Source organism: Streptomyces sp. CB02923, assembly GCF_001905005.1.
Classification (GTDB): Bacteria; Actinomycetota; Actinomycetes; order Streptomycetales; family Streptomycetaceae; genus Streptomyces.
In genome coordinates, this window is record NZ_LWKZ01000015.1 from 1 (window position 1) to 15,040 (window position 15,040).

A 15,040-nucleotide genomic window follows, 5' to 3' on the forward strand; every position below is an offset into this window, starting at 1 on the left:
GCGGGCGGTCGGGCGGCGCGGGCGGTCGGGCGGCGCGGTTCCGGCGCGCCGCCCCTGGGTAACCCCCAGCCGGGGGGATGATTCCGTTCGATTCGCCCCGGTGGACGCGCGGTACGGACACGCGGTACGGACACGCGGTACGGACACGCGGTACGGACACGCGGTGCGGACGCGCCGTACGGACAAACGCCCCACCCCACCCCACCGCCCCGCCCGCCCCGCCTCAAGCCCGCGGGTACCGTTCCAGCCACCCCGGTGCGGAGTTCCCCGGTCCGTGCAGGGCCGGGCCCTGGGTCATCTCCATGGCGAAGTCGTCGGCGATCTGGAGGATCGTCGCGCGGCCCTCCACCTCGGCCAGCCACATGGGCGGCAGTGCCGTTTCGCCGTGCAGCGTGCCCAGGAGGTTGCCGCAGACCGCGCCGGTCGAGTCGCTGTCGCCGCCGTGGTTGACTGCCAGCAGGAGCCCGTGCCGTACGTCTTCGGCGACCAGCGCGCAGTACACGCCGATCGCCAGGGCCTCTTCGGCGGTCCAGCCCTCGCCCAGCGTCTCCACGCGGGCGGCCGTCGGCATGCCCTGCCGTACGGCGCCCAGCGCCTGCTTGAGCGCTTCGCTGGTCTCCTCGTGGCCCGGCCGGGTGGCCAGGTGGGCGAGGGACTTCTGCACGGCGCTGTCCAGGTCCTCGCCCCGGGCCAGCGAGTGGGTGATGACCGCGAGGGCGCCGGCCGCGAGGTAGCCGGTGGGGTGGCCGTGGGTCTGGGCGGCGCACTCGACGGCGAGCTGGAAGACCAGCTGCGGCTCCCAGCCGACCAGCAGCCCGAACGGCGCCGACCGCATCACCGCGCCGCAGCCTTTGGATTCGGGGTTCTTGGGCTGCTCCAGCGTCCCCATCACCTCGTCGCCGAGCCCGGACAGACAGGACCGGCCGGGTGCCCGCTGCGCGTACAGCCACTCCTCGCGCGCCAGCCAGCCGTCGTCCTTCTTGCGCTCGTCGGGGCCCCAGTCGCGCTGTGTCGCGGCCCAGCGCAGATACGCGCGGTGCACGTCGGTGGGCGGGTGCCAGGCGCCGGTGTCGCGCCGCACCTGGGCCCGGATCAGGCCGTCGACGGTGAAGAGTGTCATCTGGGTGTCGTCGGTGACCGTGCCGCGCCGCCCGAAGGCCGGTACGTAATCGGTCACGCCCTCCTGGCCGTGCGCGTCGCGGATCGTGTCCAGCGAGTCGAATTCGATGCCGGCGCCGAGCGCGTCACCGATCGCCCCGCCCAGCAGGCAGCCGCGTACCCGGCTGCGGAAGTCCTGCTGTTCGGTGCGGCCCCAGATGGCCGTGCCGCCTGCCGCTGCGCTCACTTCTGTCCCTCCCCGTGGCCCACCACATCCCTTACGGGGTCCTTACGCTCCCCCTGCCGCAGCACTGTAATCGACCAAGAAGGGTCAACTCCGGGCAAGGAACGCTATGCGAACAGTCACCCCGGAGGAGGCTTTTGATCACTACGGTCCCGATCAGCACAGTCGTGCCCCCCGCACACCGAGGCCATACGTCCCGCGCACCGGGGGAATGCTCCTTCCATGCCCGAGTTCGAGTGGGACCGCACCGCCATGGCCGTCGTGGCCTGCGCCCTGGCCGGTGACAGCGACGGCGCCGTGGAACTCCTCCGGCCGCTCTCCCAGCGCGACGTGTGCCAGATCACCGTCCGGCTCGCCGCGATGGCCGCCGATGCGCTCATCTCCGCCGCCGAGGACACCGGCGGCGACCGCGCGGAGGCACTGGCGCAGTGGCAGCAGTGCATCCTCCAGCACGAGGCGGAGACGGAGACGGGGGACGGGTGAGCGCCCGGCGGGGCGGGTGAGCGCCCGGCGGGACGGATCACGGTGAGCCGGGGCCCGCTTCGGCCATCCTCTGCAGGAGTACGCGGTGGAGGTCGGCCAATGGGCCGCCGCCCGGCACGTCCGGGTCCAGACCCGGCCCCGGATACGAGCCCGGCCCCGTATCCGGGCGCGGCTCCGAGCCCGCCCCCGGACCCGGCCGGAGCGCCGCCAGATCCCGCAGCCCGAACTCCGTCTCGGCCACGCGATCCCAGGGCGCTCCCTCGCCGAACAGAACGGTGAGCACGGTGTGGGCGCCGGTCCAGTCGGCGAGGGCGCAGCGGCTGACGAGCGCGACGACGGCGGGGCCCGTGGAGTCGTCGTCGCTGTCCGGCGGCCGGACCTCCCCGGTCTCGTCCCGCAGCGCCTGCCAGGCGGGTGCCGCGTCCCGCAGCCCGCGCTCGGCGCTCGCGAGCTGCGCGGCCTCGTACCGGACCGGCAGCTCTCCCGGCGCGAGTCCGGTGGCTTCCGCGACGGCTTCGCGTGCCGCGTCGAGCCTCCCTGACCTGCGCAGGCACCCCGCTCGCCCGGCCAGGAAGACGGCCCGGGGCGCGTTCGGCACAGCGGCCCGGCCGGCACCGGCACCGGCACCGGCACCGATGTCGGCGGCAGCGGCAGCAGCAGCCGCAGCGGCGCCCGCGGAAGCAGAAGCGGCGTCGGCAGCGTCCGCGGCAAGGGCCCGGTCGTAGTCGGCCAGCGCTTCCGCCTCCGCGCCCCGCAGCTGATGTGCCTTGGCGCGGCAGGCGAGATGCCACGGGTTCGCCGCCCCGAGGGTCACGGAGAGGGTGAGGTTCGCCACCGCGTCGTCGAGCCGGCCCGTGCGGAGGGCGATCCTCCCCCGCGCCGCGGCGGCCCACGCGTACCGCGGGTTGACGGCCAGCGCCCTGTCGAACTCGGCCAGCGCCTGCGTGTGCCGCCCCATCGCCGAGTAGGCCATGCCCAGCTCGGCCATCGCCCAGGCGTACCCGGGTGCGATCTCGACGGCGCGTTCCAGGCCCATCAGCGCCTCCTCGTAGCGGCCCAGGCGGCGCAGGCAGACGGCGCGGCTGCCGTGGGCCGGGGCGTGCTGCGGGAACAGTTCCAGCGTCCGGTCGAACATGGTCAGTGCCTGTTCGTACCGGCCCATGAGCCGGGTGACCTCGCCGATCTGGAAGGAGGCCACCACCTCACCGGGGTCGATGTCCAGCGCGCGGGTGTAGTCCTCGGCGGCGCGCTCGAAGTCCCGTACGTAGCGGTGCGTCAGTCCGCGGCCGACCAGCGCGTCCACGTCGTCCGGCGCCAGCTCCAGGCTTCGGTCGAAGTCGGCGAACGACTGCTGCCAGCGTTCCGCCTTGCGGTGCTCACGGCCGCGGAGCCGGTGGATCCTCGCCTGCTCCGGCACGTCCACGCCGGACCGGGCGAGCATCGCCGTCAGGGCCTTCACCAGGCCGTCCGGTGCGTCGAGGCCGGCGGTCAGCCGTGTGCCCCACGTACGGGTCTCGGCGGAGTCCGCGTCGTCGCCCGCCTGCCGGACGGCCTCCCCGACCAGGCGTACGGCGGCGGGTACGTACTCGGCGGTGGCCGTCGCCTCCGTCAGCGCCGCGGGCAGGAACGCCCGCGGGTCGGCGCACAGACCGTGGTAGATCTCCCGCAGCCGGAACTCCCGCCACCGCTCGTCCCGGCGGCACGGGCCCGCGCCCCTGCCGTCCGCGCACTCCTCCCGGCCGCGGCGCGCCGCCTCCGCCAGGCGTCCGTGCCGCTCGGCCCAGGCGCGTGGCGAGCGGTGGCGCTGGAGGCGCAGCATCGCCGTACGGACCACCTCGTGGTACTGCCAGCGGCCGTCGCGGCCGGTGACGAAGGGCAGCGTGCACAGCCAGCCGAACCGGTCGGCGGCGTCCGCGTCCACCGCGTCCCGGTAGACGTCCTCGTCCAGGTGGCGCGGCAGGGCGGCGGCCAGCGCGGCTTCCCGCCGTACCGGGTCGGTCTCCCACTTCAGGAAGCGTTCGACGGCGGTGTCGCTGGGGTCGTCGACGGCGTCCGCCGCGCGGGGACGGTTCCCGGCGAGCGTCGATACGAGCACCGGGAGGCCGCCGGAGAGCCGCAGGATGGCTGCGACCGTGTCGGCGTCGGTCACGTCCCGGGCCGCCAGGTACCGCCGCGCCTCGTCCTCCGTGAAGGCGTCGAGCGGTACGTCCGTGACGTGCTCCAGGTGGTCGGCCCAGCAGCGCCGGTCCAGTGGGTCCCGGCCGGAGAGGGTGACCATGACGTTCTGCGCCAGCGGCCCGTAGCGGTCGCTGAAGAGGATGTCGCGCAGCCAGGTGTCCAGCAGGGGCCCGGTCGCCTCGTACGTGTCGAAGAAGAGCGCCACTACGGGTGCGGCGTCGGCGGCGGCGCTCAGTTCCCGTACGAAGACCGGGGTCAGCACCTCGACCGGTGACAGGACCAGCTGGACGTCGTCGTGGTTGCGCAGCCGTGCGCCGATGCGGCTGCGCAGCCGGTCCGTGCCCCGGGCGAGCCGGGTGGTGTCCATCGCGCCGGCGAAGGGTGCGACGCCCGGGATCAGGCCGATACCCGCCACGCCCGCCTGCGCGATGATCATGCTGCCGGGTGAGGGCGGCGCGTCGTCACCCGGTTCGTCCGGCCCGGCCAGCGCCGCCTCCGCCTCCTGCCGCCGCTCCCGGTAGGTGGCCAGCAGCTTGTCGAAGGGCTTCAGCGGGCTGCCCTGGCGGGCCAGCCGGTCGCTGATCTCGGCCATCGCCTCGGGGACGCCGTGCACCGACTCGTCGGCGTACACGGTCAGCGCGCCGAGCTCGCGTGCCATCTGCTCGAACCGCTGCACCAGGGAGGTCTTTCCGACGCCTCCCTGGCCGTGCAGGTGGTGCAGGAAGCGGAAGTCGGGGTCGGCCGGGTCGCGGGCGAGGTTGCCCCGGAACGCGGCCAGTTCGTCCTCGCGGCCGACGAACCCGTCTCCGCGCCGGGCACGGATCAGCTCCTGGCGTGAGAGCCGCCTGCGGTCCACCGCTCACCTCCCGGCCCCGCGCTCCCCCGGCGGGCCTCCGGGCGCAACCGTAGCGGGAGACGGCCGCGCCCGGCCCCTCCCCGCTACTCCACCACCGGCAGCAGCTCCGGCAGGTGCCCGTCCGAGGCGAGCGCCGCCGCCTCGCGCTCCGCGTCGACCGGCCCGTACGTCGTCGTGCGGGCGCGCGACGGGCGGCCCGCGGCGTCCGCGATGGCGACGAGGTCCTGGATGGAGCGGTACGACCCGTAACTGGAGCCCGCCATCCGGGAGATGGTCTCCTCCATCAGGGTGCCGCCGAGGTCGTTGGCGCCGGAGCGGAGCATCTCCGCGGCGCCTTCCGCGCCCAGTTTGACCCAGCTGGTCTGGATGTTGGTGATGTGCGGGTGGAGCAGGACGCGGGCCATCGCCGTCACGGCGCGGTTGTCGCGGGTGGTCGGGCCGGGGCGGGCGATGCCGGCGAGGTAGACCGGCGCGTTGGTGTGGATGAACGGCAGCGTCACGAATTCCGTGAACCCGCCGGTCTCCTGCTGGATCTCCGCGAGCAGCCGCAGGTGGCCGAGCCAGTGCCGGGGCTGGTCGACATGGCCGTACATCATCGTCGAGGACGAGCGGATGCCCAGCTCGTGGGCGGTCTTGACGACCTCGACCCAGGTGGCGGTGGGCAGCTTGCCCTTGGTCAGCACCCAGCGGACCTCGTCGTCGAGGATCTCGGCGGCGGTGCCGGGGATGGTGTCCAGCCCGGCGGCCCTGGCCTCGCTCAGCCACTCGCGGATGGACAGGCCGGTGCGCGTCGCGCCGTTGACGACCTCCATCGGCGAGAAGGCGTGTACGTGCATCCCGGGGACGCGTTCCTTGACGGCGCGCGCGATGTCGAAGTACGCCGTGCCGGGCAGGTCGGGGTGGATGCCGCCCTGCATGCAGACCTCCACCGCGCCCACGTCCCAGGCCTGCTGGGCGCGGTCGGCGACCTGGGAGAGGGACAGGGTGTAGGCGTCGGCGTCCGTGCGGCGCTGGGCGAAGGCGCAGAAACGGCAGCCGGTGTAGCAGACGTTCGTGAAGTTGACGTTGCGGGTGACGATGTACGTGACGTCGTCGCCGACGGTGGCGCGGCGCAGGTCGTCGGCGATGCCGCACAGCGCGTCCAGTGCCGGGCCGTCGGCGTGCAGCAGGGCCAGCGCCTCGGCGTCGGTGAGCTTGGTCGGGTCGTCGGCGGCCTGCGCCAGGGCGGCGCGGACGTCCGTGTCGATGCGCTCGGGCGCCATGCCGGGGGCGGCGGCCTCGCGCAGCGCGTCCCAGTCGCCGTACACCTCGTCGAAGTCGTCGCGCCGGTCGGCGGTCCGGCCGTCCGTGTCGATGGTGCGGTGCAGGTCCGTACGGCCCGTGGAGCTCATCGAGAAGCCCTCGTCGGGCTCCTGCCAGGGGCGGCCCTCGACCTTCGCGTCCGGGCGGGCCAGCCCGGTCTCCGGGTCGGCCAGGGCCCGTACGTGCGGCAGCAGGCGCGGGTCCAGCCAGGGTTCACCGCGCTCGACGTACTCCGGGTAGACGGCGAGCCGCTCGCGCAGCTCGAAGCCCGCGGCGGCGGACTTCTCGGCCAGCTCCTCGATCCGGGGCCACGGCCGCTCGGGGTTGACGTGGTCGGGCGTGACCGGGGAGACGCCGCCCCAGTCGTCGATGCCCGCCTCGATGAGCAGCGCGTACTCGGAGTCGACGAGGTTGGGCGGCGCCTGGATGCAGCCGGACGGGCCCAGGATGTGCCGGGCGACGGCGACGGTGGCGGCCAGCTCCTCCAGCTCCGCGTCGGGCATGCCGCGCATCGCCGTGTCCGGCTTGGCGCGGAAGTTCTGCACGATGACTTCCTGGATGCCGTGGTAGGCCCGCTGCACCTTGCGCAGGGCGAACAGCGACTCGGCGCGCTCCTCGTGGGTCTCGCCGATGCCGATGAGCAGTCCGCTCGTGAAGGGGACGCTGGAGCGCCCGGCGTCCTCCAGGACGCGCAGCCGCACGGCCGGTTCCTTGTCGGGCGAGCCGTGGTGCGGGCCGCCGGGCTCGCTCCACAGGCGCTCCGCGGTGGTCTCCAGCATCATGCCCATCGACGGGGCGACCGGCTTCAGCGTCTGGAAGTCCGTCCAGGACAGCACGCCCGGGTTCAGGTGGGGCAGCAGCCCGGTCTCCTCCAGGATGCGGATCGCGATGGAGCGTACGTACGCGATGGTGGAGTCGTACCCCTCGGCCTCCAGCCATTCACGCGCCTCGGGCCAGCGGTCCTCCGGCTTGTCGCCGAGCGTGATCAGCGCTTCCTTGCAGCCCAGTTCGGCGCCGCGGCGGGCGATGTCCAGCACCTCGTCGGGGGACATGAACATGCCGTGGCCGGCGCGGCGCAGCTTGCCGGGGACGGTGACGAACGTGCAGTAGTGGCACTTGTCGCGGCACAGGCGCGTGAGCGGGATGAACACGCTTTTGGAGTACGTGATGACACCGGGCCGCCCGGCGGCCGCCAGGCCGGCGTCGCGCACCCGGGCCGCGGACGCGCACAGATCCCGCAGGTCGTCGCCGCGCGCCTGGAGCAGCACCGCGGCCTCGCCGACGTCGAGCGCGACGCCGTCGCGGGCGCGCTTGAGGGCGCGGCGCATGGCGTTGGCGGTGGGGGCGGTGGCGGAGGAGGGCGTGCCGGTGGGGGGCGTGCCGGTGGGGGGCGTGCCGGTGGGGGGCGTGCCGGTGGGGACCGCCACCCGGTCCGTCCCCTGCCCGGGTACCTGCGCGCTGCTAGTCATCCAACGAGCATACGAGCGACCACCGACAGTGCCGCAGACCGGACGGCCCGGGGCGGTGTGCCACTGATCACTTCAGACGGAGGTTCCCTCCGGGGTGCGGGCGGGCAGCCTGGGCGGGAGGAGTACGGCCGTACGGGAGAAGCGCGGCCGAACGGGAACCGGGCCGCCGCTCCTCACGGATACCGGCACCCGCACCACCCCTCACAGATACTGCGCGTACTCGTCCAGCACCCGCAGCACCTCCGCCTCCTCCGCCGACGGCAGCGCCACGACGACCTCCTCCAGCCCCAAGTCCCGCAGCCGCGCCAGCTTCCCGGCCGACGGCTGCACCGAGAACGGCACCACCACCGGGTCGCCGTCCCGGCCCGCCTCCGTCCACGCCTGCCGCAGGGCGGGCAGCGCCTCCTCCAGCCCCGCCCCGCCGATCGGCAGCCAGCCGTCCGCGTACTCCGCGGCGCTCGCGAAGAGCCGCGGTCCGGCCGCGCCGCCGAGCAGCGTGCGCGGCGCGCCCTTGGCCGGCTTCGGGTGCGCCAGGCTGGCCCGTACGGAAGCGAAACGGCCCTCGTAGGCGGTCGGCTCGTCCGCCCACAGGGCGCGCATCACCAGCATCCGCTCCCGTACCAGTGCGCGCCGCGTCGACCACTCGATGCCGTGGTCCGCCGCCTCCTCCACGTTCCAGCCGAATCCCACACCCAGCGTGAACCGCCCGCCGGACAGGTGGTCCAGCGTCGCGACCTGCTTGGCGAGGGCGATCGGGTCGTGCTGGGCGACCAGGGTGATGCCGGTGGCGACCGTCAGCCGCTCGGTCACGGCCGCGGCCTGACCGAGCGCCACGAACGGGTCGAGGGTGCGCCCGTACTCGCGGGGCAGCGGTTCGCCCATGGGGGCGGGCGTGTCACGGCTGGCCGGGATGTGCGTGTGCTCGGGGAGGTAGAGCCCGGCGAACCCGCGCTGCTCCAGTTCCCGGGCCAGCCGGTCGGGCCGGATGGACTCGTCGGTCAGGAAGATGGTGGTCGAGATCCGCATACTGGGCGTACCTCCGCGTCGGCAGTGCTCCCTTCCTACCGCCGGGAACGGGCAGCGTCCACGAGGCGCCGGGGCGGCGGCTCCGGAACACGCCACACGAGAGCGTTTCCGCCCCGTCCCCTTCCCTTGTCCGCCCGTTCACGCCTCAATACGAGGGTTCCACCACGCCGGTACCTCCACGCCGACCCCGGAAGCGGTGCCCCATGTGCGACGACGACACGACCAGCGGTCCGCCCGGACGCCGTGCGCTCCTGGTGACGGGAGCCGCCGCGGCGCTTACGTTGAACGGTGTGAGCTTCGCGGCGGCCGACGAGGACGGCGAAGGACCGGCCCAGGGCGGCGGCCGGACCGGTGAGACCACACGCAAGGTCACCGGACGGCTGCCCGTCGGCGCGCCCGACTACGTCTACGTGCCCGTCGACGTCCCCCAGGGCGTACGCGAACTGGCCGTCTCCTACACGTACGACCGCCCCGCCACCCCGCCCGGCACCGCGGGCAACGCCTGCGACATCGGCATCTTCGACGAACGCGGCACGGACCTCGGAGGCCGCGGCTTCCGCGGCTGGTCGGGCGGTGCCCGCACGGAATTCTTCCTCCGCGCCGACGACGCCACCCCCGGTTACCTCCCGGGCCCCCTCAACCCCGGCACCTGGCACCTCGTTCTCGGCCCCTACACCGTCGCCCCGCAGGGCCTCACCTACGACATCACCATCACCCTCCGCTACGGCCCCCCGGGCACCCCCCGCACGCCCGCTTACCCACCTCAACGCGCCAAGGGCCGCGGTCGTGCCTGGTATCGGGGCGACAATCACCTCCACTCCGTCTACTCCGACGGCAAGCGCACCCCTGCCCAGATCGCCGCCCTCGCCCGCGCCGCCGGCCTGGACTTCATCACCACCACCGAGCACAACACCACCGCCTCGCACCCGGCCTGGGAGGGCCTGTGGGGCGACGACCTGCTGATCCTCACCGGCGAGGAAGTCACCACCCGCAACGGCCACGTCGTGGCGATGGGCACCGACCCCGGCGTCTTCATCGACTGGCGCTACCGGGCCCGCGACGATGTCTTCGGCCGCTTCGCCCGCCGCATCCGCCGTGCGGGCGGCCTGGTCGTCCCGGCCCACCCGCACGCCACCTGCATCGGCTGCAACTGGAAGTTCGGCTACGAGGAGGTGGACGCGGTCGAGGTCTGGAACGGCCCCTTCACCCTCGACGACGAGGTGGCCATCGCCGAATGGGACAACGCCCTCGTGGCGCACACGCACGGCCGGGGCCCCTGGCTCCCCGCCGTCGGCCACAGCGACGCCCACCGCGACCCGGACGTGATCGGCCTCCCCCAGACCGTCGTCCTCGCCGACGACCTCTCCCGCGACGCGATCCTCGACGGCATCCGGGCGGGCCGAGCCTGGATCGCCGAATCCTCCTCCCTCGACCTCACCTTCACCACCACCGGCCCCAAGGGCGAGCACGCCACCATCGGCGACCGCCTCCCCGTATCCCCCTCAGCCCCCGTCACCGTCCGACTCCACGTCACCGGCGCACCCCCCAACTCCACAGCCCGCTTCCTCACCGACCAGGGCCAACTCTTCACCGCCCCCCTCACCACCGGAACAGCCACAGCCACCTGGCACACCACCCCCGCCAACGCCACCTACGTACGCGCCGAAATCCGCCACCCGGCGACGACACCGGGGGTGCCGGGGGCGATGGCGGCCATGACGAATCCGGTGTTCCTGGGGAGGGGGTGAGAGGGGTGCGGGGGCCAGGAAGCGGCCGGGGCCCCACGGGCCGGACGCTCACCCCTCTTCCGGAATCCGGTCCGGGAAGTAGCCCAACAGGTGATCGGCCACGTGGGCCACGTAGCCGAGGTACGTGATGCTGCTCCCCGTATGCGTCCAGGTCAGCGCCGTCCGGGCCCGCGCGATCGTGTCACGGCCCCGGTCGCGCTCCAGCGACGTGGACGGCAGCCGCCGTACGTACGCGTCAACCAGCGGAATCAGCCCGGCCAGGATCGCGCGCGCCTCGGCCATCAGGTGCTCCGTATCCTCCCTCGCCGGGCAGACCTTGATCCGAGCCTTGATCGCGCTCACGGTGCGCCGCGCCGCCTCGAAGTCGACACCCGACGGCGCCGGACTTCCGTACCCCTGCGCATCCATGCCCTCACCCCTGCTCTCTCGTTACCCGAGTGCCGTGCCGCCTCGGTCGTGGTGGCCCGTCCGTTCCACAGAGGTAACTCTCTGTGGCGTCCGCGCGAGTACCGTGGGAGGCGGGCGTAGAGATGAAAGCCATGAAAGCCGAAGGGAGTTGACCATGGCGAACAGTCGGCGCACACCGAACACGGACCTGGCCCGCCTGCTCCGGCAGGCCGCGTGGACCGAGCAGCAGTTCGCCAACGCGGTCAACCACGCGGGGACGGAAGCGGGGCTCACCCTCCGCTACGAGCAGTCGGCCGTTGCCCACTGGCTCTCCGGCACCGTGCCGAGGGAGCGGGTCCGGCCCGTCGTCCTGGAGGCACTGGCCAGGCGCCTCGGACGCCCCGTCACCCACGCCGAAGCCGGTTTCCCCCGCCCGCCGGGCCGGACCCGGCCGACCATGAGCTCAGCCGTCGAAGAACTCCTCGACATGAGCCGCCACGACCTGGACCCGTCCCGCAGGGGCGTACTCCAAGCGGGCCTGTACTCCGCCGCCCTGGCCGTACCGCTCTTCCCGGACCTCGCCGGGCGGGCCGACGCCGCGGAGCGGCCGGGCAGGACCGGCCGCGTCGGTCCGGCGCAGGTCGAGACGGTCCGGGCGGTGACCGACCGGGTGGCGGACATCCTCGACGAGTTCGGAGGCGGGCACGCACGCCCGATGGCGGCGGCGTTCCTGGTGAACTCGGTGGGCCCGTGGCTGACGGCACCCGCGACGGAGCGCGCGCACCGGGACCTGCTCGCGGCGGCCGCGGATCTGACGTACCTCACCGGGTGGATGGCGATGTACGAACGGGCGCACGGCCTCGGCCAGCGCTACTACGTCCAAGCCCTGCACCTGGCAGGCGAGGCCGGCGATCACCTCACGTACTGCCGCATCCTGCGCGGCATGTCCCTCCAGGCCTCCAGCCTCGGCTACGGCGAGAAGGCCCTGAACCTGGCCGACTCGGCAGCGGCCGCCGCCTCCGCCGCCGGTCCGCGCCTCGTGGCGTTCCTCCGCGGCCAGCAGGCACACGCCGCTTCGATGACCGGCGACCGGCACACGGCGATCACCAGGCTCCAGGAGGCGGAGACCGCGCTCTCCAAGGCGGACTCCCGTCGCGAGTCCATCGGCGGTTACGACGCCTCGGCGTACCTCTTCCACGTCTCCCACGTGCTGTACGAATTCAAGGACCTGCCCGGTTCGGTCAAGGCGTTGCACAGCTCACTGAAGGCCCAACCACGTCAGGAACGCCAGGGCCGCGTCCACTCCCACGCCCTTCTCGCCCAGCGCCAGTTCGAACAGGGCCACCTCGACGCGGCGTGCACGACATGGCACCGCTTCCTCGACGACTACACCGAAATCTCCTCCGCCCGCGGTGACGCCCACTTCGCCACCCTGCGCAGCCGCATCCGCCCGCACCACCGCACACGGTCCGTACGCACCCTGAGCGAGCGGGCGCGGGAGGTCGCGGCGATGAAGGTATGAGTACGGTGTCTCCCCGCTCCCTGCACGAACGCATCGCCGCCGACCTGCGCGACGAGATCATGAGCGGTGACCTCGCGCCAGGCGCCAAGCTGCCGTCCACGGCTCAGCTCAAGGAGCGGTTCGGTGCTTCCAACGCCACTGTGCAGAAGGCGCTGCACCTCCTCAAGGACGAGCAGTTGGTCGTCGGGCGGGCCGGTGCCGCCGTGACCGTGCGTGAGCACCGGCAGCGGACGATGCGGCCCGCCGCGTACATGGCGCCGGCGGAAGCCGGAAGGCCGTACCGCTGGCTCACCGAGGCCGCCGGGCCCGGCGAGCGGGCGCACAGTCGGCTGCTGGAGGTGGGGGAAGTGGTCCCGCCTGCGGACGTGGCCGAGGCGTTGGGGCTGGTGGACGATGGTACGGCGGTGCTGCGCCGCCAACTGCTGTGCATCGACGATGAGCCGGTCGAGCTCGTCGCGTCGTACTACCCGGTGGAGATCGCCAGGGGTACGGCGATGACCGAGTTCCGCAAGATCAAGGGCGGTACGCCCACGCTGCTCGCCGGGCTGGGCCACCCGCCCGTACGCAGCGTCGACCGGGTCTCCGCGCGAGTGCCCACGCAGGAGCAGTACGCGGTGCTCCAGTTGCCGGGGGATCTGCCCGTGCTGCGTACGCTGCGCGTCGTGTACGGAGCGGGTGATCGGCCCATCGAGGTCAGCGTCATGGCGAAGGCCGGGCACCTCTACGAGTTGCGGTACGAGTTCGTAGCCGAGTAGGCGGCGTTTGCTGTACTGGCAATGATGCTTGCCAAACGTGGGCGCCCGGCGCACTGTCTCCCCATACCTAGGAGGTGGTGCACATGACCGGCAGTGCGAAGCAGGGCGCCGAGGGCGGGCGTCGTTATGACGTTGTCGTGGTTGGTGGTGGGGCCGCGGGGCTGGCTGGGGCCTTGACGTTGGGGCGGGCTCGGCGGGACGTGCTGGTGGTTGATGCGGGGCGACCCCGGAACGCTCCGGCGGCGGCCTCGCACAATTACCTGACGCGGGACGGTGTGCCGCCCGGCGAGCTGCTGGCCGCCGGGCGGGCCGAAGTGGCCGGGTACGGCGGGGAGGTCGTGGAGGGCGAGGTGATCGCGGCCGAGGCGGTGGCCGGGGGTGGGTTCCGGGTCGTGCTGGGCGGTGGAGCGGCCGTGGAAGCGCGGCGGCTGCTCGTGACCACCGGGCTCGTCGACGAGCTGCCCGACGTGCCGGGGCTCGCCGGGCGGTGGGGGCGGGACGTGCTGCACTGCCCGTACTGCCACGGGTACGAAGCGCGCGACCAGGCGATCGGTGTGCTGTGCACCGGGCCGATGGCCGTGCGGCAGGCGCTGCTGTGGCGGCAGTGGAGTGCGGATGTGCGGCTTTTCCTGCACGACGGTCCCGAACCCACCGACGAGCAGTACGAGCAGCTCGCCGCGCGCGGCATCGCCGTGGTGGACGGTGAGGTGACCGGGCTGACGGTCGCCGGTGATGACCGGCTGGCCGGGGTGGAGCTGGCCGGCGGGACCGTGCTGCCCTGCGAGGCCTTGGTGGTCGCACCGCGTTTCGACGTGCGGGCCAAGGTGGTGGACAGCTTGGGGCTGGAGGTGGCGGGCATGGCCGCGGGGGACGGAACCGTGGTGGGGAGTTACGTGGTCGCCGAGCCCGGTGGCGCGACGGGCGTTCCCGGGGTGTGGGTCGCGGGCAATGTCGCCGACCCGATGGCCAAGGTCAGCGGTGCTGCCGCCGCGGGGGTCCGCGCGGCGGTGGAGATCAACTTCGATCTGGTCGAGGAGGAGACCCGGCGGGCGGTGCGTGAGCGGGAGGCGGCGTGCGAGCCGCGGGCGGCGCGTGAGCCGCGGGCTGCTTGATCACGCCGCCGGGCCGCCGAGCCGCCCCGCGGGCCCACCCCGGGCCTCCGGGCACTCCCCGCCGCCCGCCCTCAGCAGCGCTCCGCGCCCGGTTCCCGTGCCGGCAGCCCCCTCAGCAGGGCGCCGAGGAACAGCTCGAAGCGCGGGGCGCCGCGGCTGAGGAGGTCGAGTGAGCTCTCCTGGACGGCGAGCCAGCCGACGACGGTGGTGATGAAGATGTACCAGCTCTGCTCGGCCGGTTCGGGTTCGATTCCGGCGTTCGTGAAGGCGGTGACGACGTCCCGCCGAAGGCGTCCGAGGGCTTCGGAGCTGTGGCGGTGCGGCCGGGAGAGGCGGGTGGCGTAGCCGGGCACGGCGAGGTACTGGTCGTGCATGGCCCAGGCGACACGGGCGAGCCAGGGGCGCCAGTCGGCGCCGCGTACACCGTCCTCTCCGCCGGGCGGCCCCTCGGCGGGCAGGATGCGCTCGACCATCTCCTCGCTGATGAGGTCGAAGAGCTGGTCGCGGTTGCTGACCCAGCGGTAGAGCGCGCCGTGGCTGACGTCCAGGCGGGCGGCGAGTTCGCGCATGGTCAGGGTGTCGAGGTTCCCGGCCGAGATGGCCGCGTCCACGATGCGCGCGCGGCTGAGCCGCGCTGGGCGCCCCGGGCGCGGGCGCGGCCGGGACGCTGCGGACTCGGCCTCAGATTCGGACTCGGCCTCAGATTCGCACTCGGACTCGGGCTCGGGCATGGCCACGACTATACGGACCGGACAGGTGGCGGGATCTTGTGGCGGGGCCTCGGCGGGGCCTTGGTGGAATCATTAGTGACCAGTGGTTACTAATGGCCTAGGCTCGGACCGTGTCCGGCGCGGCCGGAC

At 73.4% G+C, this 15,040-nt stretch carries 11 protein-coding genes; 5 read left to right on the forward strand and 6 right to left on the reverse strand.

Annotated elements, in window-relative coordinates; genetic code table 11:
• Positions 1–223 precede the first annotated feature (223 nt).
• Positions 224–1,345, reverse strand: a complete 1,122-nt coding sequence (locus A6A06_RS17900) for an ADP-ribosylglycohydrolase family protein (RefSeq protein WP_073762307.1) — start codon at positions 1,343–1,345, stop codon at positions 224–226.
• Between the two features lie 219 nt (positions 1,346–1,564).
• Between A6A06_RS17900 and A6A06_RS17905 the strand changes: the two genes are divergently transcribed.
• Positions 1,565–1,825: a hypothetical protein gene (locus A6A06_RS17905; RefSeq protein WP_073762308.1), complete on the forward strand. Its 261-nt coding sequence runs from the start codon at positions 1,565–1,567 to the stop codon at positions 1,823–1,825.
• Positions 1,826–1,862: 37 nt separating this feature from the next.
• Here the strand turns inward: A6A06_RS17905 and A6A06_RS17910 are convergent, their stop codons facing one another.
• From A6A06_RS17910 to A6A06_RS17920, 3 genes are all read right to left on the reverse strand, one after another.
• On the reverse strand, positions 1,863–4,859 hold the full coding sequence (locus tag A6A06_RS17910) for a tetratricopeptide repeat protein (protein WP_073762309.1): 2,997 nt from the start codon (positions 4,857–4,859) through the stop codon (positions 1,863–1,865).
• Between the two features lie 83 nt (positions 4,860–4,942).
• Positions 4,943–7,630 carry a bifunctional FO biosynthesis protein CofGH gene (locus tag A6A06_RS17915; RefSeq protein WP_199930958.1) on the reverse strand — a complete coding sequence of 896 codons (2,688 nt, stop codon included), beginning with the start codon at positions 7,628–7,630 and terminating at the stop codon, positions 4,943–4,945.
• Between the two features lie 201 nt (positions 7,631–7,831).
• Complete coding sequence (locus tag A6A06_RS17920; protein WP_073762311.1) at positions 7,832–8,656, reverse strand: LLM class F420-dependent oxidoreductase; 825 nt, start codon at positions 8,654–8,656, stop codon at positions 7,832–7,834.
• Between the two features lie 203 nt (positions 8,657–8,859).
• Here A6A06_RS17920 and A6A06_RS17925 point away from each other — a divergent pair, with 203 nt between their 5' ends.
• Complete coding sequence (locus A6A06_RS17925; protein WP_199930959.1) at positions 8,860–10,404, forward strand: CehA/McbA family metallohydrolase; 1,545 nt, start codon at positions 8,860–8,862, stop codon at positions 10,402–10,404.
• A gap of 48 nt (positions 10,405–10,452) precedes the next feature.
• Here the strand turns inward: A6A06_RS17925 and A6A06_RS17930 are convergent, their stop codons facing one another.
• Positions 10,453–10,812 carry a DUF6415 family natural product biosynthesis protein gene (locus A6A06_RS17930; RefSeq protein ID WP_073762312.1) on the reverse strand — a complete coding sequence of 120 codons (360 nt, stop codon included), beginning with the start codon at positions 10,810–10,812 and terminating at the stop codon, positions 10,453–10,455.
• Positions 10,813–10,966: 154 nt separating this feature from the next.
• Between A6A06_RS17930 and A6A06_RS17935 the strand changes: the two genes are divergently transcribed.
• From A6A06_RS17935 to A6A06_RS17945, 3 genes are all read left to right on the forward strand, one after another.
• Entirely contained in the window at positions 10,967–12,313 is a 1,347-nt protein-coding gene (locus A6A06_RS17935; protein WP_073762313.1) for a hypothetical protein, read from the forward strand.
• Positions 12,310–13,068 (forward strand): GntR family transcriptional regulator, encoded by a 759-nt coding sequence (locus A6A06_RS17940; RefSeq protein WP_073762314.1) that lies wholly within the window; start codon positions 12,310–12,312, stop codon positions 13,066–13,068. The genes A6A06_RS17935 and A6A06_RS17940 overlap by 4 nt, the downstream gene beginning before the upstream one ends.
• Before the next feature lie 83 nt (positions 13,069–13,151).
• A complete protein-coding gene (locus tag A6A06_RS17945; RefSeq protein ID WP_073762315.1) occupies positions 13,152–14,180 on the forward strand; it encodes an NAD(P)/FAD-dependent oxidoreductase in 1,029 nt (342 codons plus the stop codon).
• Positions 14,181–14,251: 71 nt separating this feature from the next.
• Here A6A06_RS17945 and A6A06_RS17950 read toward each other — a convergent pair whose 3' ends face one another.
• The gene (locus A6A06_RS17950) at positions 14,252–14,911 is read right to left on the reverse strand and encodes a TetR/AcrR family transcriptional regulator (RefSeq protein ID WP_073762316.1); all 660 of its coding nucleotides are present in this window, start codon (positions 14,909–14,911) and stop codon (positions 14,252–14,254) included.
• Between the last annotated feature and the right edge of the window lie 129 nt (positions 14,912–15,040).